Origin of the sequence: Ligilactobacillus sp., from assembly GCF_036846325.1 — a bacterium.
Lineage (GTDB): Bacteria > Bacillota > Bacilli > Lactobacillales > Lactobacillaceae > Ligilactobacillus.
The window spans coordinates 645-20,695 of sequence record NZ_DAIUCE010000027.1 but is presented as its reverse complement, the minus strand read 5'-3'; the positions used below and the strand labels follow the sequence as shown (position 1 = coordinate 20,695).

Below are 20,051 nucleotides of genomic sequence, written 5' to 3'. Positions count from 1 at the left end.
CGTACGCAAGCTTTGGACGACCGAAGGCGAGCTTGCCTCGGTTAGGGAGTCCTTGGTTGCGATAGGGGGAATGCGAGCTGGAACCTGATTAAGCCAAGGTGTGGAGCCGAACGCCACAACTGAATAATGATTTGAAATCCGTGCCATGATTTGGCGCGGATTTTTCATTGCAGGATCCTATTTCTGCCAAATACAGTGTCTTGACTGAATTCGGCTGCTGTCTGGTCCGCGTGTCAAGGCGGGATTACGGGCAAAACGGCGATTTTTGAAATATGCCCGTAAAATGCAGAGTATTGCAGGGATTTCGCCAAATCAAGAGGCATCAAGCAAACGTTCGTTGCCAGCAGCTCTGCATTTTTCAAAAAAACAGGACTCATGAAAAATGCAGATTCCGGGGCGTCACGTTTGCGATATCCACATAAATGCATAAAAAACAAAAATATCACTGGAAATTGCATAAATATATTGACAAACCCCGCATATAAGTTTAATATATGCAATATCGAAACAGTTAAGGAGTTAATCACTATGAAAAAACGACGACGAAAAGGGCAAATGACGTCTCGTAGCTTATCAGGATTGGTTGTGCATCTGTCAGCATGGAATCAGGCACAACGTTGAATATTGGAGGAAATTGATATGAAGAAGAACATGATTAAGAAATTTACGCTTGGAATTGCTTCAGTTTGTGCGCTTGGTCTGATCCTTTGCGGATGCGGAAAGAAATCATCAGATAATTCGGTTCAGGAAATCAAGGACAACAAGACTTTGACCATCGGTACTTCGGCAGACTTTGCGCCGTTCGAATTTCCAATCGTCAAGAACGGCAAGAAGGAAATTACCGGTTATGACATCATGCTTGCTCAAAAAGTGGCCGACAAGCTTGGCGTTAAGCTTAAGATCGTCAATACGGAATTTCCGTCACTTATCTCCGAACTGCAAAACGACAAGGTCGATCTTGTCTTGAGCGGCATGACGAAGACGGCCAAGCGTGAAAAGGTCGTTGATTTTTCAAAGCCTTACTACACGGTTGAGAACGTTATGCTTGTGCAAAAGAAGGATGCTGACAAGTATAACAAGATCAGCGATACGAAGGGCAAGCAAATCGGCGCTCAGCAGTCAACGACGCAGGAAGATATCATTAAAAAGCAAATGAAGGGCGCCAACCTCGTGACGGAATCCGTGACGACGAGTCTTGCAACAGAGCTTAAGAACGGCAAGATTGACGGTCTTGTTCTGGAAAATGCAATTGCCAATAATTACGTAAAGCAAAATCCTGACAAGTATGCGATTGCCAAGGTGAAACTGACAACCGGCAAGGATATTGAATCATACAGCGTTGCTGCCAAGAAGGGCGATAAGAAGCTGATCAAGGTTGTTAACAAGGTTATCGACAAGATTCAAAAAGACGGCACTTCAGGCCAGATGCTTCAGGATGCTCAGAACCTGCAGGCAAAGTATGGTAAGTAACGGGGAGGATCTCAGATGTTTGACTTTTTAGGTCGCTATTACCCAGTCTTTCTTGAAGGTACTGCACAAACGATTATCATCTCAATCATTGCAAGCATTATCGGGATTCTGATCGGCCTGCTGCTGGTTTTGATGAGAATTTCCGACAACAAGATTCTGGCGGCAATTTCCCGCGTCTACATCTCGGTTGTTCGCGGAACTCCCTCAATGATTCAAGTCATGCTGATTTACTATTCGTTGTCAAAAATCCTTAGCATCCCTCCGGTTCATATTCTGGGTGCCAGTCTTGACCGCGTTTTGCCGGGTTCGATTGCTCTCGGTTTAAATTCAGGGGCTTATACGGCAGAGATTTTCCGTTCGGGGATTATTTCGATTCCGAAGGGGCAGACCGAGGCCGGTCTGTCATTGGGGATGACGCGTCATATGGTAATGTTTGAAATCGTTTTGCCGCAGGCAGTCAGAAATGCTCTTCCGGCAATGGGAAATGAGTTCATCTCCCTGATCAAGGAATCTTCCGTTCTGTTCTATATTGGCGTTCAGGAAGTCACGGCACAAGCCTTAGGTGTTGGCGGAACGTTGTATGACTTTGTTCCTCCTTTGATTGTTGCCGCTGCTATCTACTTCGTATTGACGTTTACATTATCCTGGATCATTGGATATTTTGAAAAGAAAATGAGTCGCAAATATACGCGCCTGGCCTGAAAAACTCCCTAACACACATGATGTCGGCGGGCGCAACTGCAAAACAGCGTCATGTTGCCCCATGACGCTGTTTTAATTTGTTTTTGCAAGGTGAAGTCCATCTCGCGTTCAATGCAGGTAACAAAGATTCAGTCAAAAAATGTCTAGTGAATAAATAATCATTTTTCAATCAAAATTCATAAAAAATTCACATCAAACTTGTACTATAAACTTACAGCTTGAAAGAAATTTCAAGCTAGTTCCTTTTCCCAAAGGAACTATTGTATTGCACGCTTCCCCAGTGCTGCGATATAATCGAATACTCCATATAACCTTTTTTTCTCCCTGGCCTTTCCCCGGCTAGGGAGTTTTTTAGTTGTGTTTTCAAGGAATAGAAACACTACTTGGAAATGTTCTAATTCTTGTCATCACGGAAATAAAAAAACAACTGGAAATCATTTTTACTCAAAGATGATTGTTATTCTATAAAAAATATATCTCAGATGATGATTACGATAAAAAATACTATAATTACGATATACAGTTGGTAATTGAGTAAAAATAAAATTTGTGCATAAATATTAATAATGACCGTTTAATTTCGAGAAGCTTCAGAGGACACGTAAAATGGAAAAACATAAACATATATGAATCACAATATAAGGGAGAGATAAAAGGCAGCTTGCGACTGAATTCGGTCGTTGTCCGGGAGGAGTGCCTGGATTTCATTCAAATTTACGGACTTTGATACCTGGGAGCTGACGCTTGTTGCTATTCCTTTGGTTATCTCCGGCATGACCGGAAGTTGGTTCCTGCATGTACAAAAAAGGATGGGATTTGCGGTTGATTGCAAGTCCCATCCTTTTTTCAATTAAGGCTGCTTATCCTAGCCTCTTTGAACCATTATTTAATTTACGTGAACAGCAAATGAAGGTTGGAAGTAACTGATATTGCCGATTTTGACGCTTTGTCCGGGTTCCGGAGCAGCAATATACTGTCCGCCGCCAAGATAGATTGCAACGTGGTAAGTATTACCGCGTGCTCCCCAGAAGAGCAAATCGCCGACTTGAGCCTGGCTGACACTGATCTGTGTTCCGGCGCTTTCCTGAGGAACCGTCCATCCTCCGATTTCCTTGCCGAAGTGTGCGTAGACGTAATGTGTAAATCCTGAGCAGTCAAAGCCGCTTGGCGTCTTGCCGCCGGAAACGTAAGGCACGCCGATGAATTGTTGAGCGTATGCTGCAACCGCACTGCCGCTGATTGAGGATGAAGCGGCAGGAGTTTGTGACGCTTGCTGCTGAGCAGGTGCAGACTGCTGCTGGCTGCTTGAGCTCGATGGTTGAGCCTGTTGCTGTGTTTGCTTCTGTTGAGCATTATTGTTGCTTTGGCTTGCCTGCTGTGTTTGAGTTGAAGCTTCCGCCTGAGTCGTTTGCGTTTGTTGCTGCTGCTGTGCAGGAGTCTTTGTCGGATCGTTGATTGTCAAAGTCGTGCCTGCGACAAGCGTAGCACCAAGGTTGTTTGACTGGCGTAACGAATCAACGGTCACGCCGTAATCCTGTGCGATTGACCAGAGGGATTCTCCGGAAACGACCGTGTGAGTCGTATGGTTTGCAGAAACGACAACTTGAACCTGTTGCTGTTGAGAAGCTTCAGAGCTTGCAGCAGCTGAAGAGGTCTGTTGTGTGTCAGCTTGTTGAGTCTGAGCATTTGTTGAAGCTTCCTGCTGAGACTGGTCGGATGAAACCGTCTGTTGAGCAGATTGCTGTGTCTGCGTCTGAGCTGAAGCCTGCTGCGTGTCAGCCGACGTTTGCGGCTGTGATGTTGCCTGGGCAGTTCCTGAAACCTTGAGCGTCTGGCCAGGGTAAATTAGGGTTTCATCTGATGCAAGGCCGTTCAATGAGCGAAGCTTGTCAACAGTTGTGTTTTCAGCCTGCGCGATTGTCCAGAGAGAATCACCGCCTTTTACTGAAACCTCATGCGTTGCTTCCGTTGTCTTGTCTTCTTGTTGTCCAGCATCGTTCTTTGCAGGAATCTGCAATGTCTGACCAGTAACGATCAAATGACTGTTCTGGTCAATCTTGTTGAGTGTTTCAATTGATTCGATGGAGACGCCGTATTTTTGGGAAAGATCCCAGACAGTGTCGTTTTTAACAACTTTATGTGCTGTGTCGGCATTTGCTGTTGCAGCTGAGGCCAAAAACAAACCTGCAGCACCAGCTGTACCGATTAAAATATTTTTAGCTGTATGATTCAAATAACTACAACTGCTATATAAAACATAGGATGATGCAAAAACTGCATCCGCTGCGCTTGCCGGCTTAAAGACCGGCATCAAGGCCAGCAGCTCTTCCTAAAGCGACTGACCAGGGCAAACAGCCTTGCCCCTGATTTGTAAATGCTGTTGCGCAACGTTCTTCAATTCTATTAACAGTCTCTATCCTCCCGATTCAAATACTATGGAATAAGCTCTAATAACACCAACGATAAACAAAGAAACATGCTTATCATGTTTCACGGATTATGTCAACAGGGTAAACTTCCCCCTGACACCCTATACGTACTATTCTAACTGGTAAATGTTGCAAATATGAGCTAAAAATATTACAAAATGAGTTGTTTTTGTAATAAACGTCCCATTATTGTTGATATAACAGGTTTTAAAGGCAAATGTGAAACTTTTGTGAGATATTGATGAAACGACGAGAAATACCTTTTTGTAAAGGCTCTTGTTTGTTGAAGTAATGGATTCCAAAGGCCTCTTTCATTCTAACGTTACATGAATGTTACAAAAGGCTTAAGGGAATCGATGCCAGGGGAAACTCTTGTAAAATACAGGGTTTTAAACGTCAAAGATTGTCAATGAAAGCGCGTGAATGTTACAGTTATGTTAATTATTAAAATCTGAATTTGTCAATCCAATAATTGAGACATTAAATAAGAGTTGGAATTCAAACATTTCTTTAATTTTTATCACTGAAACTTATTGCATTTTGCATGATAATAGCCTAAAGTTAAAGGGTAGCAGAAACTTTTCTGTTTATTAGAAATATATTAATTAAATTCAAACAAGAAAGAAGTGGGTAATGTGACAGAGATTTATAACTTTTCAGCTGGACCGGCGGTGATGCCAAAGTCAGTCGTCAAGAAGATCCAGGCGGAACTTCCTTCATACAAGGGAAGCGGTATGAGCATTATGGAGATCAGTCACCGATCCTCACTTTACGTCGACATGCAAAATGAGGCCGAAAGCGATCTGCGTCAGCTGATGAACGTGCCGGACGATTATGATGTCCTGTTTCTTCAGGGGGGCGGGACGCTTCAGTTTGACACGATTCCCCTGAATCTGGCACGCAGGGAAAAGACCGTTGCCGTTGTCGATTCCGGACATTGGGCGGTCCGTGCCAGGCAGGAAGCGGATTTGCTGCCGGGAATCTCGACATATGCGGCAGCATCCGGAGAGGCCGAAAATTACACGAAGCTGCCGTATTCTCTGAATTTGGACAGACCTTGCGACTATGTTCACGTCACGCTCAACAACACGATTGAAGGAACGATGTATCGCAAGCTGCCGGATGCAAAGGGAAACGTCGTTGTGGCTGACATGTCGTCAAACATTCTTGCCCAAAGATACAACGTTGAAGATTTTGGACTGATCATGGCCGGAGCACAGAAGAACATCGGCCCGGCCGGCCTGACCGTCGTGATCGTCAGGCATTCGCTGCTTGACGAAAGCCAGAACCTTCCTTCGATGCTTGATTACGTCAAGCTTTCAAGGAAGCATTCGACGCTCAACACACCGCCGGTCTTTGCGATTTACGCGGCTGGTCTCGTCTTCAAGCAGCTGCTCGAAGAAGGCGGCGTTGATGCCGCACAAAAGCGCAATGAAGAAAAAGCGGGACTGCTTTATGAATTCCTGGATAATTCCAGGCTGTTCAAGTCACCGGTCTTTGCAGGCGACCGGTCAACGACGAATATTCCGTTCGTTACTGGTGACGAAGAATTGGACCGGCGCTTCATCAAGGAGGCAGACGAGGCAGGGTTCAAGAATCTCAAGGGCCATCGACTGGTCGGCGGCATGCGGGCCAGCCTGTATAATGCGTTTCCGCTGGAGGGCGTCAGGGCATTGGTTGAATTCATGGAAAAATTTGAAACGGAAGTCAAGGGGGAAAACTAATGACATTCGATGTTAAGACTTACAACGTAATTGCTCAGGAAGGGATTGACGTTTTTCCAAAGGACTCATATACGGTCAACCAGACGGAAAAGCCGGATGCCCTGCTGATAAGAAGCCAGGACATGCATAAGACGGCGTTTGGAACGAACGTGCTTGCGATTGCCCGGGCGGGTGCCGGAGTCAACAATATCCCGCTTGTAAAATGCACGGATCAGGGCACCGTCGTATTCAATACCCCTGGCTCAAATGCCAACGCCGTCAAGGAGCTTGTCGTTGCGCTCCTGATCCTGGCAGCCCGTCCCGTTATTCCTGCGATTCAATGGGCCAGGAAGATGGGCGGCGCAGATGTTTCGCTGCAGACCGAAAAAGGCAAGAACCATTTTGATGGAACGGAACTTCAGGGAAAGCGCATCGGCGTTATCGGACTTGGTTCCGTCGGGTCAAAAGTTGCCCGTGCAGCATATGATTTAGGGATGGACGTCATCGGATACGATCCCTATATTTCCGTTGAGCATGCCTGGAGGCTTTCCAACGACATTCCGCGCGCGGAATCACTCGATGACGTTTTGAATGACAGCGACTATGTCACGATTCATATTCCGTATACTGAACAGAACCGCAATCTGATTTCTGCAAAGGAGCTTGCAAAGATGAAGGACGGAGCAGTCCTCTTGAATTATTCGCGCGGCGGAATCGTCAACGATCATGATGTCTGCGAGGCACTCGATTCCGGAAAGCTGAAACTGTTCATGACTGACTTCAGTTCTCCTGAAGTGCTTAATCATGAAAAGACGGTCGTGACGCCGCATCTCGGCGGAACGACGGAAGAGGCCGAAGTCAACGGTGCCAAGCAGGCTGCAAGAACTTTGCGCAAGTATCTTGAAACGGGAAACATCGTCAATTCGGTCAATTTTCCGACGGTCGAAATGCCGTTTGAGGCACCGCTACGGCTGACTTTGATTCACCGTAATATCCCCAACATGGTCGGGCGAATCACGACAATTCTGGCAAATCGCGAAATCAACATCGACAACATGATTAACAGGTCGCGTGACAAGATTGCCTATACGGTGATTGATGCGGCCGCTCTTTCCGAAGAACAGGTCAGGGAACTTGAGGAAGAACTGATGACGATTCCTGAGGTCATTCGCGTCAGGACATTGCACAATCACGCCTGAGATATGATATAATTAAGTTCCTTGGCAGGGGCAGACGGAGAGTGTTTCCGTTTCCTTAATGGCATCCGGGTTGCCGCATGCGATTCGGACGCCGCTTTTTTTAAAATACAGTGAATGCGTTTTCCGAGGTGCGGAGAGACGGTCCTTTTTGGTGTCTGCCGTCAGGGACGTCATTACAGGCACTGCATTTTTCATGAAGAAAAGCATCGATGGTTCACTCTATACATTCTGAACAGATGATGTTAGAATGGGGGTAAAAGTTTCTCAGAGGTGAGAATTAATGAGCAAGGCAAAGGTTCTCGGTACCTGGGTCGTTACGGGCATTTTGTGTTTTGCGGCTTTCTTCATGTTCAGGAAAGACGGTGCCGAAGTCAAAGTCTACGGAAGTTCAATGGCTCCGACAATCGATTCGGGTCAGAAGGTTTTCATTGATTACCACAGGAAAATCAAACGGTCGGACGTCGTGGTCTTTGATACTGAAAAGATGCCTGTGAAGCCGGAGAAGGGCGGCTATTACATCAAGCGCGTCATCGGTCTGCCGGGAGATTACATTGAATCAAGAAACGGAATCATCTATGTCAACGGAAGGAAAATTGATGAAAGCTATCTCAAGGAAGGACAAAAAACGTCTGCATCAACGGGTGACTGGAACCTGCATGATCTTGGCGTGCGCAATCACTGGAAGACGATTGTCGACCGGGTTCCTGAAAACAGTTACTTTGTTTTAGGGGATCATCGCTCGACTTCGGAAGACAGCCGGATGTTTGGCTTTGTTCCGGGAAAGGCCGTCGTCGGTGTGATGGATAAGTAAGAATGGGGACTTTTGACGCTTTTTTGCGTCAAAAGTCCTTTTTTGGTGAAAATTAAAATGGGACCGGAATTGTCCGGCCCCATTATCTTCAATTATTATTCAAGGATTTGATTGGCAGGCGTTCAATTGCGTTCATGAGGAACAGCAAAACGATGACTTCGACTGGCCAGCTGATGATTTCCTTTGGAATCCGCTGAGCCAGAAGCCCGTACAAGGCACCTGCCGTCCTGGTCTGGAAGTACATCAAAAAGATCCACATCGTGTTGAAGAACACGTTTGAAATCAGAATCTGAAAGAAAGTGTACGCTGCCAGACGCTGCCAGGTGATTTCCTGGCGGTGCAGGAATAATCCGGCGATAACGCCCGTGACAAATGCAGAGAAGGTAAATCCGATGAAGAAGGATGACCCGGTTGAAAAGACGGTATTGCTGATCAGGTCGTTCAAAACCAGCGCAACACCACCGAGCCACGGACCGAGGAAATACCCTATCATTGCGGTGCCGATAAAGCCCAGTCCGATCTTGACGACGTTTTCCGGACCGACTGACAGTTTTGACAGGCAAAGCTGAATTGCAATCAGCAATGCGCCTAAGGTCAGGGTACGAGTCGTCAGTTTGGGACTGCTCCATGTAAGTTTTGTCATTAGATAAACATCTCCCTATGGTTTTATCGGGGGAGACAAGCACCAAAAATCATTTAATTGTAATTATGGTGAATGCGGAAGAACCACGCGGGTCAATGACAGGACCCTTCTGCTGACGTTCACATTCCGTTCCGTCAGCCCTTGACGCAGGACTTCCTACCCCTGTAACGAATAATATACCATAGTTTGCAGGTGAAATCCACTACAGGACACGAACGTTGCAAAAACACCGTGTTTAATTGTGCGTTTCGAGCCGGATACTGTCATGGACGCAGGAAAATGACGTTGTCGCTTATTTCCCTGAATTTATCATCATGTGAAACGACAATCACGGTCTTGCCGCAGTCCTTCAAGGCGGAAATCCTGTTCATGACGAAATCCCTGTTCTTCGGGTCAAGCGATCCGGTCGGCTCGTCGGCCAGGACAAGTCTTGAAGGCTTGAGAAGGACGCGTGCCAGGGCCACCCGCTGCTGTTCTCCGCCTGAAAGGTTGTATACATGGGTGTTCAGCGGTTTGTCGAGTCCGGTCTGTTCAAGTGCCTGCAGCATCCGGATGTTCTTCTCCTTTGTGCTCAGATGCGAATACTGCAGGCCTATCAGGAGGTTCTGCCTGATTGTACGACTTTCCATGAGTCCGAAGTTCTGAAACAGGAAGGAAATCTCATTACGACGCAGAAGCATGGCCTTCCTGCTGTCGGTTCCGGGAATCCTTCTGCCGAAGAGGCGGACTGTTCCGGACTCGAAGTTCTCCAGCAGGCCGATGATGTTAAGAAGAGTCGACTTGCCGCTGCCGCTCGGACCGAAGACGGTCGTGATTCCGTGTTCCGGAATGGACAGGGAAAAGTCTGAGAAGACCTGTTTTTTGCCAAATGACTTGCACATTGATGATATTTCGACGATGTTTTCATTCTCCATTGAGTACTCCCCCCATTTCCTTTTTTTCGAGATGTCTGATGGTCATCATGTTGATGACCAGTTCGGTGACGGCAGTGCCGATGAGCAGGATGATGTTAAGCGAGTTGAACATTTCCTGCCGGAAGAGAAAGGCAATCATTACGGCGTATTGCAGGGCAAGCAGTGCGGTAAGACCGCGGCATGCCCTGACTGAAGTGAATCCCAGGGCTCTCTTCAGGATGATTTCGCGCTTGAATGCCTTGAAGAACAGCAGGGCTGTATAACCTGACATGGAAAGCGTCAGTAACGTTCCCGCAAGGAAAAGAAGTAAGTCTTCCCTCAAATCTCCCAACTCCATTCTCATGTCCTCTTCCTTGAGGTCGCTGATTCTTACAAGCTGACGGTAATTGTCATCCATGTCGTGTCTTCTGAGCAGAGGTTCGATGGAAGAGTACGTTTTCGAAACCGATTTGCCGACCGGAATCTTCAGACAGTCATTTTCGCCCTCGCCGTTCATGATGTTTCTGCTGATGGGAGTGGAATTTTCGTAGGTCATGACAAATACAGTGTCCCTGTTCATGAGCTTTCCGTCATTGAAGTTCCTGAAATTCCTGTTTCCTGAAGGAACAGTGTGGTAGATCTTTATCTTCGGTACATGCCCCAGTTCCTTTTCGGCATTGCGCCTGACATACTTGAGCAGTCCTCTGGTGAAGCCCTGCCTGTTTTCGGGTATGCAGAGAATGATTCTGTCATCGTTGTCCGAGACCCTGATTCTCCTGCTCTTGCTGTCATACAACGGGAATTGTTTAAGATAATTGGGATTGACGCTGACGAATCTTATTTCCTGCGGAACGTCTTCAGGCTGATGAAGGGCGTTGTCATCAATCAGCAGTGCTCCCATGGAATTGAGCTTCCTGTAGATGACTTCTCTGTTTCCGGCGTCACGCATGAGCTGTTGAATGGTATTGTTCCCATCCTGAACGGGATAGAAGACAGCATGGCTGTCATGCTGTCCTGAAGCTGACGTCGGCCGGCATGACGTTTCAACAAGCTGGGCCAGGGGAATCATCGAGAAGAAGCATGCCGCAAGGGCAATTCCCTTTGCGGCGTACATTGCAGTGAACATCATCCTGCCATGGCTTCTTCCGTTGACCTGTCCTGCAAGGTGGGGTGACTGAAGAAGTCCGGCAACGGTCATGAAGACGGCAGGCATGCTGATCATGACGGCAATCTGGCACATTGAGGCGGAAACGGACCAGTTCCAGTTAAATGCAGCTCTGCAGACAAAGTCAACTGCAAGTGTGGTGATGCAGGAGACAAGCCACCCCTTTCCAAGAAGGACAAGGAACGAGCTCCGGATGGAAAGTCCGTTCATGCGATGGACTGCCAGTTCCCGTGAAGATGACAGGATGAGGGTGATGAGGAAGATGATCATGAAGAGCAGCGATGTCACCATTATCTGTCCGGGATTGTCTCCATCATCAGGTGAAAGTTCGGAGATGAACTCCGGATTGACCTTGAAGTCGGAATTCCTGAATGACTGATGCTCGCTTTCATTCAGTCTGTTCTTGAGCAGGGAAATGAATTCATCAATTTGCTTTTCATCCGATGCTTCGATGAAGAATGTTCCTTCGCGACAGTTCGAACCGTTCATGATGTCTTCAACCGGTATTACATTGGAAGAATATCCGTGAAGTGAGGGAATTTTAAATGTTCTCCCGTGTTCAATCAGGGAGGGCTTCATTTCAAAGTTCTCCATGAGCCTTGTCCTGCGTACGGTATGGACTGCAAATGTCACCCTGTCGATGGATCTGCTGTAGTCGAGCCGGTGTCCGCTCATCGGACTGGCTGAGAAAAGCCGGCGATTCAGATAGTTGATCCCAGTCTGGTCTGAAACTTGATTCAGCACTTCAAGACGTTTTCTGCAGCGGCTTTGTGAAACATTTTCCTGATCCGGAAGACTGAACGGGTGGAATTCGCTGCTCAAATTGAACTGGCTGACGACTTTTTCCGTCTGATACTGCCTGTTTCCGGTCATGATGACAAGAAATGAGGTGAACATCATGAGGATAAGTGTCAGGAGGTTGAGAATTTTATTGTTCATTTTCCTTAATTAAATGGCGAACTGTATTTGGCAACGAATGTTCCTTTCCCACGATGCTGAGCATAGGACCATATTCCGGCTTTTGCATAACTCCAACCGCCTCCCTTGCCGTTGCCTACTTTCGCATAGGAACCATGACCGGCTGTACGATGAAGATAATTTGAATGACCTGTTTTTTTTCCAGTAAGGTAGTTATGGTGGTCAGTGTAGAAAACCCAGTCACTATGTGCATAGTGATATGCTGTTGCAGGCGCAATAAAGTGGCGATTGGTTGAGTTTTGGATTGAATTATAGATAGTTGGTGATGATGTTGATACAATGTTGTCATTTTCATCCAGAGTGACGCTGCCACTAGAAGGAGCATCGCTATCCAAAGTCACGTTGGTAGCCTTGCTGGAAAAGGAACCGATAACAAAGATGATTCCGGCTGTGGCAACCGATGAGAATATTTTCTTTATTGTAGACATAAAATCTACCTCCTTTTTAAATTATAGGAACATTATATACATATGTGAAATTAATGGCAATTGTTTTTTCAAACAATTATTTTCAATAATCTGCCTTTAGAATTGTCAAAAATGACAGAATTAACATCCAAGGAATAAAACTTGATTAGCCATTATGTTAATTAAACCTTGGAATACATGCATTTCATCGTTGTACGGAATCAATGTGCGTCTTGAAATGCCTCTTGTTTCAAGCAAGCTCATCTGGATGGTCAGCTCTGTATTTTTCAGAATAGATCGTGCACAATATAATTAATTCTTATTAACAAAAAAATAATGTTATTGCTGATGAGGTGAAAATTTGTTAATATATTATTCGTGAATATTTCAATTAATTGGGGGACTTATTATGAAAAGGAAAATTATGGTGGCTGCTGCGATGCTGTTGACGGTGGGGGGGACTCACTGCATGCGGGCCGAACAAGGAGAAGGTCATGCAGAATACGATTGACGGCTTTGACAAGATCAAGAGCGCTGAACTGGACAGCAACATGAAGATGACGGCCAGTTCGGAGAGCAAGTCGACCAATGTTGACATGGACATTACGTATACCAGCAAGCCGAAGGCAGCGAAGGTCGTGGCAAAGTCGAAGCTTGCAAACGGATCTTCCAACACCATTGAGGCGGTGTGTGACGAAAGTGACGTCTACATCAGGATGCCGTCCATGGGAAAGTGGTACAGGAAGTCTATTTCAAGCTATGATACTGTCAGCAGGTCGACGAATCAGTCAAAGGAGACTGCGTCCAGGTATCTCAGGATGATGAAGAAGGACAAGGTTGACTGTGACATCAGCTCAAAGGGGGGAAGCTACATCCTCACGTTCAATGCCGGGAAGAAGTTCACGGATGAACTCAAGAAGGATGTCTTCAAGCAGATAAGCAGCACCGGCACCGCCAGGATCTCGAGTGCGGATTTGAAAAAGATTGACTTCAAGACGTTCAAGTATGTCATTGAAGTTGACAAGAAGGATTATATGCCGAAAAACTACAGAATCAATCTGACGCTGACTGCCAGGGACAACGGCGAGAAGGGAACGGTCAGGGAAGTGTATAAGGGTACATACAGGAACATCAACAACGTGAAGAAGATTGAGATGCCGTCAGATTACATTGACCTCAGCAAGTAGACTACGCTTTTTGTCTCAGATGCCGTCTCCATAGGGGGATCCGGGTCCGGTAAGCAGGTACGTCGGACAGACGGACGCTGTCAGGCTCTGAAGAAGCAAAATTCATGATAATGAAGGAACCCCCGGGGATTACAGTCATCCCCGGGGGTTCCTCCTTATTTCCTGTTTCAATGCTTCTGTACGGACAGATTCATCCGGCCTGTCACCCTGGACATGACGACGAAGAATACCGGAACTGCAAAGAACATCACGAAGCCTGTTGCGAAGTCTGCAGGGAAGGCGGCGAGTGCAGTTACGGCAGCCTTGCCGAACGGAAGACCGGCATCGATGAGACTTTCGGCGAGATAGCGGAGATAGCCGGAAAACATCTTGACGAGGCCGGAGACAATGCCGATTGTAATCAGTGACGGGCTGGAAAGACCGTCATTTCTGTTCAGCAGCCTGTAGGAAACCGCAACGGCCGCCGTCAGCAAAAGGACTTCCATGACGGTCAGGTAGGCATGATTGGCATAGCCGTTCAGAAGATCGAAGACGCCGAGACCGACGGCACCGGAGATGAAGCCGTATTTGAAGCCGAGAAACATCGTGCCCAGGGCAACAAACGTGAAGCCGAGGTCAACGAAGGGATGTCCGACCGGTGACGGGACGTGAATCTGGAACATTGCGAAGACATAGTCAAGCGCAGCGAAGAATGCTGCCCGAATTACTGCGTAAAGCTTTTCATTTCTCATAATAAAACCTTCTTCATAATAGCGTTAAGTGAATTATAGGTTTCGGATGGTTAAAAATCAATTAATAAATAATGTTTTATTTAATTTTCTGATAATGTATCGATACAATTATGTGCTTGGATGAGATGTCGACTGTGCGGACACAAAAAAACGGATGATTCACAAAACAGCTGCGAATCATCCGCTGACATAAATTATTTTTGATATGTGTCAAAATGTTCCTTCAAGATGGCGCTGCCGTAAATCAGCGCCTCAATGACGGTGATGAAGAAGCTGACCGGAAGATCGGTCACCCAGCTCAGAACAAGGCCGAACCAGATTCCGAACAGGGCGAACAGGAAGTTGAGCACGATCATCTTTTTCAGCGTGTGCGCAAAATACTTGGCTGCCGATGCAGGAATCGTCAGTAAAACGAAAATCAGCAATGAACCGACGATCTGCGCCGTGATGCTGATTGTCAGCGCAAGCATGATCAAGAAGATGATTGAAATCAGCTTGTTGAAACGCTGATTATATTCAGCGCCTTGCGAATCAAACGAGTTGTAGGCCAAGCGCTTGAACAGCAGGAAAATGACCAAAAGCAAAAAAATGCTTAATCCGACTAGAATGTCAACGCTTGAGCGATTGATTCCGACGATGCTTCCGAAGAGAATGCTCGTTGCATAATTGGCCTGCTTGTTTGAAAGGGATAGAAACAAAATCCCGAGTCCGAGGAAAAGACCGGAGAAGACGCTGATTGAAGATTCGCGCCGGCCGAGCTTTTCGCCTGAAAAACCGATCAGGAGGGCAGACGAGCAGGTAAACAACAGCATCCCTGAAAGCGGTGAAATGCCGGCAAAGACGCCGAACGAAGCACCGGAAAAACCGATTTCGGACAATGTGTGCGTGAAAAACGAAGTCTGGCGCGCCACGACGAAGACGCCCATGACGCCGCAGATCAGCGCGATGAAAATCCCCGCGATAAAGGCATAGCGCATGAAATCATATTGAAGCATCAGTTCTTGTCCCCCTTTTTGATGAGTTTTCCCGATTTGTCTGCCAAATGCAGTTCGTAGTCGGCATAAGCGGCAATCAATTCAGGATCGTGCGTGATGAACATGATGGTCAGGCCATGTTCTTTCATGACGTTGCGAAGCATTTTCAAGAGTTCGTGCTTGCTTGTCTGATCAAGACTCGCGGTTGCTTCGTCTAAAATCAAAAGCTTCGGATCGGCACAAAGAGCCTGGGCGAGATAGGCGCGTTGCTTTTCACCGCCGGAAGCTCGTCCGAGCGGTCGGTCGGCAATTTTTGTCAAATTGGTTTCAGAGAGGATGGCGGCCAGCTTTTCCCTGGATTTTCTGTTCAAAAAAATGCTGCTGGTCTTGAGCCCGAAAGCCGCAAAATCACGAATGCAAAGCGGATATTCGTCATCAATGCTTCGAAGCTGCGGCACGTATTGAACTTGATCTCTTGAAACCATGAACTTGGCATGTTCTTCGTAGTCATGCGCTAAGTCCGCCAGAAGATGTTTGATCAGAGTCGTTTTGCCGACGCCGTTTTCACCCGTGATACAGGTCAGTTTTCCGCGCGGAATTTCAAATGACAGATTTGAAAAAAGCGTTCGGTCGGGGATTTTCAGATTCAGGTCGGTCACTTTCAAAATAGAATCCATAGTCGTTCTTCTTTCCGATTATTTTTCGATTTCTGCAATCTGACGGTATTCCGATTGCAGCCAATTGAAATAGTTCTTTCCTTCTGGCAGCGTCTCCGTTACCTTGACAACCGGGATGTCGTGTTTTTTGCAAAGATTTACGATGTTTTTGACGGTCGTGCCGTCACTTTGAACATTATACACGAAAAAGGCGATTTCTTTTCGCTTGATTTTATTTTGCAGATTCTTGATGTCCGTATATGACGGATCGCTTTCTTCTTCGACTGCCTTGGCAAAGTGAGCGTTTGCGACTTTGTAGCCCATTTTTTCAAGCGAGTAGTCAAAAACCGGTTCCGAAACGGCCACTGGCTTCTCAATTCTTTCAGCTCTGATTTTTTCGAGTTCGCTGTTCAGTCTGGCGACTTTTTTCTTATATGCTGCGGCATTTTGCTTGAATTCGGCTTTTCTTGACGGCATTTTCTTTGAAAAAACATTGACTAGTTCGTCCGCAAGCCTTGACATCGTTTCAGGATTGTACCAGAGGTGTTCGTTTTGACCGTCCTTGACGTTCATCAATCTGGCAGCGGAAATGCTCTTTTTGTCCGAAAGTTTTTTGATCCAGTCGTCATAGCCGGCGCCGTTTCTGATGATGACGTCGGCATTTGCGGTTTGCTTGGCCGTTTTGGTCGTTGCTTCAAAGTCGTGCGGGTCGATGTTCGGGTTGTCGATAAGGGACGTGACGGTTCCGTTTTTTCCAAGGACTGCCTTGGCCGTTTCGCCATAAAAATCCAGAGTCGAAACCACGTTCAGCTTGTCAGAACTGCTTTTTTTGCTTTGATTCGCGCATCCCCCAAGAATAAGCAGCGTACAGATCGTCAAAAGACATAATGAGAGCAAATGAGTTCTTTTATTCATGCATAATTCCTTTCTTTAACAGCGTACTTGAGTTTTATTTAGTAATTGTTACGATTAAAATCATAACCGCCTAAAATATGACTGTCAAGCAAGAAACGTTGACATATCAACCTTATTACGATTTAGAAGGAAACAGTGTTGTGATATTAATCGTAATGGCGTGGGTAATATTACGATTTAAATTTTTTTGGATTTTCGTGCGAGTGAATTATCGGATTCTGGGGAACTTGAGAAATTACGCTGAGACACAAAAAAACCTCCGTACGGGGAAATACGGAGGAAAAAAGGAGTATGTGTTGTGGCTGCAGACCGGGGAAAGTCTGCAGCATTATCAGCTTTCCGACGCATCTGAAAGGGGAGAATCAGATGCGGGTGTATTCAAGTTTTGGTGTTCTACTTCAAGCTGTAATTAAATTGTACACAATGAATCTAAAGAAAATATATCGAATTATTTAAGAATTATTTAAGGCGATAATCAGAAGCGTTCAGTTTGGAATCAGAGCAGTATCTCGTAAATTCCAAGGGAAACATTCCAAGTCGTTTCGGTATTATCGGAGGGGCATCATCCCTTGAACAGATGCAGTCCCTGAAGAACTGATCCGGTGACATGCCGATGCGGTCAAGAAGGAGCATGAACGAAATCATGTCAATGTTCCCGCAATTTTCAAAACGTGAAAGTGTTGACTGCGAGACAATCCCTTTCGCAGCCTTTTTCTGTGTCATTCCCTTTTCCATGCGCAGCCGTTGGAATACTCTTCCGTAGTTCATGAAATCTACCCCCCCAAAAAATATGCAGATATGAATAAATTAACTATTATAGAGACGATTATAGTACAATGATAATTGGAAAAGCGTTACAAAACCATTAAATTTTAAGCGCAAAATAATTTAGTGTTGATTATATGTTTGAGACGACTATGACAGACATGGTTATGCATGTTTATTTTGATTATGTGAATGGAGATTAGGATGATAATGATGGAGAAAATACATCAATCGAGTGAGATGGAAGATATTTACAATAAGTACATAGACATGATTAATGACTATGAAATAAAATATTCAAGCAATTCTCTTATCGTATATATGATGATGTTGCAGTTGCTGACGGTTATGAACAATTTGGAAAGCGATGATTCAGATTGCTTTTTGGAAATTTTGACACGTGTAAAACATATGGCCAGACGCATTAAAAATGCCGCAAAATAAATGGGAACCTATGTCGGTGAATGATAAAAACCTAATACATTTCGATAAAAAATATTAAGATTGATATGGATAATATACGAAAATACTCTATTGGTAAATGGTATCTATATATTATAGATGAAAATTTCAATTTGATTATATACGATTGCTCGTTCAATCCAATAGATATTCTTTACGATAGATTAAATTATCCGAAGCATGCCGTTTTGGCTTATAACAGTAATTTGAACGTTTATTGTGCGGGCGAAATTTTATTGAAAGCTAAGGACAATAATTATGTCAGTGCAATATTAAATAATAAGTCCGGGCATTTCAAACCTGATCTGGAGCATTTGAAAATTGCGGATAAAGTTTTAAGAAAACTTGGATGTAGAACAACATACATAGATTATTCAAAGTGAGTTGATGGAAATGATGTATATAGGTGTAGAATACGAAAGAAGATTCGTAGTTGCTGACCGTGATTCCATGGATTTGATAGTAGATGTAGTCAAAAAAATGGGTTTTGCAGAAAATGGTATCAGAATGGAGAATGATTTTTATTTTAGTAATGGCGGAAATGATAAAATAGGTCATCTTAAATATTGCGTTAATAGCCATAATCCTAATTCAGGGAGATTGGAGTTCAAAAAAAATATATGTAGTTTGGATGGAGTAGTTATTTCATTGGAAATGGGTGACGATTGTAAAATCGAGAATGTTCCGTTGATTTTAAAAGATTTGTCGCCTTTTAGAGAATATGGAAGAGAGTTTAATTTGAATAGTATAATTTCCATTGAACAAAAAAGGCGAGGATTTATTTTAGGTGATAATATGCATTCATCAGTGGATAGCTTAATGATAAATGATAGAGTATTTACTTTTATTGAATTTGAAACATCAGTTCCTTCACCTCAAAACATTGATAAATTAAGTGAAATAGCCAATGAATTTAAAAGATTGACTGGGTTAGGTGATACTACTGGTAATAAGATGGATTATCTTATGGATGAAATCGGTGAGTGAAAATGAAGGATAAAAATGCAGAAATTATCAGATCATCACAGTTCATCAATAATTTTGGCACTGCCATGACGAGAATTTCGCTGGTTATTCTGATATCCACCTGGTTCAGTAATCCCATGTACGTGGGATTGTATTCCTTTTTCTTGTTCATTCCGGGTATCGTCTTTGCGAGCCCAATCGGTTCAGTGGTGGATGACTGTCAGAATCTGAAGAAACTCCTGATTACATCTTTGACATTTTCTGCCATATCGGTTCTGGCTATACTGGGCATGATTGTTCTGGGGGTACATAATTTTGCGCTTCTGACGTTAATGGCAGTTGTTTACAGTGTTCTGTGTGATTTCTATACACCAATCATCAGCAAGATAATCATACTGACCTTTGAAAAAGATGAATACATGAAGCTCAACGCTGACATTTCAACGGCCATGACAAGTGCAAATCTCTTTTCAGGTGTAATTGTCACGGCACTTGTAAGTCTGATTGGTTCAACTGGAGTATTTGGAATTGACGCCTTGTCATGCATCATTGTCATTTTCATGGTTATGTTTCTGGATGTTCCTGACAACATTGAAGTTTCGCATGGTAATTCGAAGAGCAGCAATGTACTTGTTTCAGGTTTTGGTGAATCATACCGTTTTTTAAGTGCAAACCATTTTCTTGTCCCCGTACTTTTGGGAGCCGTTTTATTCAACGTTGTACTGGCTCCCCTGGATGTTTATCTTACGCAGATTGCCGCTGCGCATGACAGCAGTAAAATGGTCGGCATTCTGGACTCACTGTTTTCCTGTGGCTTTCTGATTTCTTCAGTGGCCTACAGATTCCTGACGGACAAGATAAAGATACATCAGTTCATTTCCCTGGCTTTGATTCAGGTACCCGTTGCGCTTCTCATGATGGGCGGGACATCGTCACTTGTGGTTTCTTCATTGGGACTGCTGGTACTTGGGGCGGCAATACCCTTGTATAACATT

18 protein-coding genes and 1 riboswitch are annotated in these 20,051 nt (G+C 44.9%); of the genes, 8 read left to right on the top strand and 10 right to left on the bottom strand.

What is annotated here, in order from left to right; translation table 11 throughout:
* Positions 1-639: 639 nt before the first annotated feature.
* Both V7Z60_RS04380 and V7Z60_RS04375 read left to right on the top strand, forming a co-directional pair.
* Positions 640-1,470, top strand: a complete 831-nt coding sequence (locus V7Z60_RS04380; protein ID WP_334116606.1) for a transporter substrate-binding domain-containing protein — start codon at positions 640-642, stop codon at positions 1,468-1,470.
* A 15-nt stretch (positions 1,471-1,485) separates the two neighbouring features.
* Positions 1,486-2,172 (top strand): amino acid ABC transporter permease, encoded by a 687-nt coding sequence (locus V7Z60_RS04375; protein ID WP_334116605.1) that lies wholly within the window; start codon positions 1,486-1,488, stop codon positions 2,170-2,172.
* Between the two features lie 886 nt (positions 2,173-3,058).
* Here the strand turns inward: V7Z60_RS04375 and V7Z60_RS04370 are convergent.
* Positions 3,059-4,483: a C40 family peptidase gene (locus V7Z60_RS04370; protein ID WP_334116607.1), complete on the bottom strand. Its 1,425-nt coding sequence runs from the start codon at positions 4,481-4,483 to the stop codon at positions 3,059-3,061.
* Positions 4,484-5,236: 753 nt separating this feature from the next.
* On the opposite strand from V7Z60_RS04370, the gene serC reads away from it, so the two are divergent.
* The 3 genes from serC to lepB all read left to right on the top strand — a co-directional run bounded on the left by serC (position 5,237) and on the right by lepB (position 8,314).
* Positions 5,237-6,325 carry a 3-phosphoserine/phosphohydroxythreonine transaminase gene (gene serC / locus V7Z60_RS04365; RefSeq protein ID WP_334116604.1) on the top strand — a complete coding sequence of 363 codons (1,089 nt, stop codon included), beginning with the start codon at positions 5,237-5,239 and terminating at the stop codon, positions 6,323-6,325.
* Positions 6,325-7,503 (top strand): 3-phosphoglycerate dehydrogenase family protein, encoded by a 1,179-nt coding sequence (locus V7Z60_RS04360; protein ID WP_334116602.1) that lies wholly within the window; start codon positions 6,325-6,327, stop codon positions 7,501-7,503. The genes serC and V7Z60_RS04360 overlap by 1 nt, the downstream gene beginning before the upstream one ends.
* Positions 7,504-7,783: 280 nt before the next feature.
* Positions 7,784-8,314 carry a signal peptidase I gene (gene lepB / locus V7Z60_RS04355; protein WP_334116601.1) on the top strand — a complete coding sequence of 177 codons (531 nt, stop codon included), beginning with the start codon at positions 7,784-7,786 and terminating at the stop codon, positions 8,312-8,314.
* Positions 8,315-8,402: 88 nt separating this feature from the next.
* Here the strand turns inward: lepB and V7Z60_RS04350 are convergent, their stop codons facing one another.
* From V7Z60_RS04350 to V7Z60_RS04335, 4 genes are all read right to left on the bottom strand, one after another.
* Positions 8,403-8,957 (bottom strand): folate family ECF transporter S component, encoded by a 555-nt coding sequence (locus tag V7Z60_RS04350; RefSeq protein ID WP_334116599.1) that lies wholly within the window; start codon positions 8,955-8,957, stop codon positions 8,403-8,405.
* 64 nt (positions 8,958-9,021) lie between these two features.
* Positions 9,022-9,124: riboswitch (THF riboswitch) on the bottom strand.
* A 96-nt stretch (positions 9,125-9,220) separates the two neighbouring features.
* On the bottom strand, positions 9,221-9,871 hold the full coding sequence (locus tag V7Z60_RS04345; RefSeq protein WP_334116598.1) for an ATP-binding cassette domain-containing protein: 651 nt from the start codon (positions 9,869-9,871) through the stop codon (positions 9,221-9,223).
* Positions 9,861-11,954 carry a hypothetical protein gene (locus V7Z60_RS04340; protein ID WP_334116597.1) on the bottom strand — a complete coding sequence of 698 codons (2,094 nt, stop codon included), beginning with the start codon at positions 11,952-11,954 and terminating at the stop codon, positions 9,861-9,863. The genes V7Z60_RS04345 and V7Z60_RS04340 overlap by 11 nt, the downstream gene beginning before the upstream one ends.
* A 5-nt stretch (positions 11,955-11,959) precedes the next feature.
* Positions 11,960-12,421, bottom strand: a complete 462-nt coding sequence (locus V7Z60_RS04335; protein ID WP_215673264.1) for a lactococcin 972 family bacteriocin — start codon at positions 12,419-12,421, stop codon at positions 11,960-11,962.
* 473 nt (positions 12,422-12,894) lie between these two features.
* On the opposite strand from V7Z60_RS04335, the gene V7Z60_RS04330 reads away from it, so the two are divergent.
* Positions 12,895-13,587: a DUF6612 family protein gene (locus tag V7Z60_RS04330; protein ID WP_334116595.1), complete on the top strand. Its 693-nt coding sequence runs from the start codon at positions 12,895-12,897 to the stop codon at positions 13,585-13,587.
* A gap of 167 nt (positions 13,588-13,754) precedes the next feature.
* On the opposite strand, the gene V7Z60_RS04325 is transcribed toward V7Z60_RS04330, so the two are convergent.
* The 5 genes from V7Z60_RS04325 to V7Z60_RS04305 form a co-directional block, all read right to left on the bottom strand.
* On the bottom strand, positions 13,755-14,318 hold the full coding sequence (locus tag V7Z60_RS04325) for an ECF transporter S component (RefSeq protein ID WP_334116593.1): 564 nt from the start codon (positions 14,316-14,318) through the stop codon (positions 13,755-13,757).
* A gap of 194 nt (positions 14,319-14,512) precedes the next feature.
* Complete coding sequence (locus tag V7Z60_RS04320) at positions 14,513-15,313, bottom strand: metal ABC transporter permease (RefSeq protein ID WP_022280214.1); 801 nt, start codon at positions 15,311-15,313, stop codon at positions 14,513-14,515.
* A complete protein-coding gene (locus V7Z60_RS04315) occupies positions 15,313-15,969 on the bottom strand; it encodes a metal ABC transporter ATP-binding protein (RefSeq protein ID WP_270351462.1) in 657 nt (218 codons plus the stop codon). The genes V7Z60_RS04320 and V7Z60_RS04315 overlap by 1 nt, the downstream gene beginning before the upstream one ends.
* An 18-nt stretch (positions 15,970-15,987) precedes the next feature.
* Positions 15,988-16,863 carry a metal ABC transporter solute-binding protein, Zn/Mn family gene (locus V7Z60_RS04310; protein WP_003692285.1) on the bottom strand — a complete coding sequence of 292 codons (876 nt, stop codon included), beginning with the start codon at positions 16,861-16,863 and terminating at the stop codon, positions 15,988-15,990.
* Positions 16,864-17,322: 459 nt separating this feature from the next.
* Positions 17,323-17,631: a helix-turn-helix domain-containing protein gene (locus tag V7Z60_RS04305; protein WP_334116591.1), complete on the bottom strand. Its 309-nt coding sequence runs from the start codon at positions 17,629-17,631 to the stop codon at positions 17,323-17,325.
* 852 nt (positions 17,632-18,483) lie between these two features.
* Here V7Z60_RS04305 and V7Z60_RS04300 point away from each other — a divergent pair.
* Positions 18,484-19,077 (top strand): hypothetical protein, encoded by a 594-nt coding sequence (locus V7Z60_RS04300; protein ID WP_334116590.1) that lies wholly within the window; start codon positions 18,484-18,486, stop codon positions 19,075-19,077.
* 2 nt (positions 19,078-19,079) lie between these two features.
* The coding region (locus V7Z60_RS04295; RefSeq protein WP_334116589.1) for an MFS transporter at positions 19,080-20,051 on the top strand (972 nt) is incomplete at its 3' end.

Excerpts from the sequence above, each read along its gene's own strand:
- V7Z60_RS04380 (WP_334116606.1), top strand. The coding sequence starts at position 640 with ATGAAGAAGAACATGATTAAGAAATTTACGCTTGGAATTGCTTCAGTT.
- V7Z60_RS04375 (WP_334116605.1), top strand. The coding sequence starts at position 1,486 with ATGTTTGACTTTTTAGGTCGCTATTACCCAGTCTTTCTTGAAGGTACT.
- V7Z60_RS04370 (WP_334116607.1), bottom strand. The coding sequence starts at position 4,483 with ATGCCGGTCTTTAAGCCGGCAAGCGCAGCGGATGCAGTTTTTGCATCA.
- V7Z60_RS04360 (WP_334116602.1), top strand. The coding sequence starts at position 6,325 with ATGACATTCGATGTTAAGACTTACAACGTAATTGCTCAGGAAGGGATT.
- lepB (WP_334116601.1), top strand. The coding sequence starts at position 7,784 with ATGAGCAAGGCAAAGGTTCTCGGTACCTGGGTCGTTACGGGCATTTTG.
- V7Z60_RS04350 (WP_334116599.1), bottom strand. The coding sequence starts at position 8,957 with ATGACAAAACTTACATGGAGCAGTCCCAAACTGACGACTCGTACCCTG.
- V7Z60_RS04345 (WP_334116598.1), bottom strand. The coding sequence starts at position 9,871 with ATGGAGAATGAAAACATCGTCGAAATATCATCAATGTGCAAGTCATTT.
- V7Z60_RS04340 (WP_334116597.1), bottom strand. The coding sequence starts at position 11,954 with ATGAACAATAAAATTCTCAACCTCCTGACACTTATCCTCATGATGTTC.
- V7Z60_RS04335 (WP_215673264.1), bottom strand. The coding sequence starts at position 12,421 with ATGTCTACAATAAAGAAAATATTCTCATCGGTTGCCACAGCCGGAATC.
- V7Z60_RS04330 (WP_334116595.1), top strand. The coding sequence starts at position 12,895 with ATGCAGAATACGATTGACGGCTTTGACAAGATCAAGAGCGCTGAACTG.
- V7Z60_RS04325 (WP_334116593.1), bottom strand. The coding sequence starts at position 14,318 with ATGAGAAATGAAAAGCTTTACGCAGTAATTCGGGCAGCATTCTTCGCT.
- V7Z60_RS04320 (WP_022280214.1), bottom strand. The coding sequence starts at position 15,313 with ATGCTTCAATATGATTTCATGCGCTATGCCTTTATCGCGGGGATTTTC.
- V7Z60_RS04315 (WP_270351462.1), bottom strand. The coding sequence starts at position 15,969 with ATGGATTCTATTTTGAAAGTGACCGACCTGAATCTGAAAATCCCCGAC.
- V7Z60_RS04310 (WP_003692285.1), bottom strand. The coding sequence starts at position 16,863 with ATGAATAAAAGAACTCATTTGCTCTCATTATGTCTTTTGACGATCTGT.
- V7Z60_RS04305 (WP_334116591.1), bottom strand. The coding sequence starts at position 17,631 with ATGAACTACGGAAGAGTATTCCAACGGCTGCGCATGGAAAAGGGAATG.
- V7Z60_RS04300 (WP_334116590.1), top strand. The coding sequence starts at position 18,484 with ATGATGTATATAGGTGTAGAATACGAAAGAAGATTCGTAGTTGCTGAC.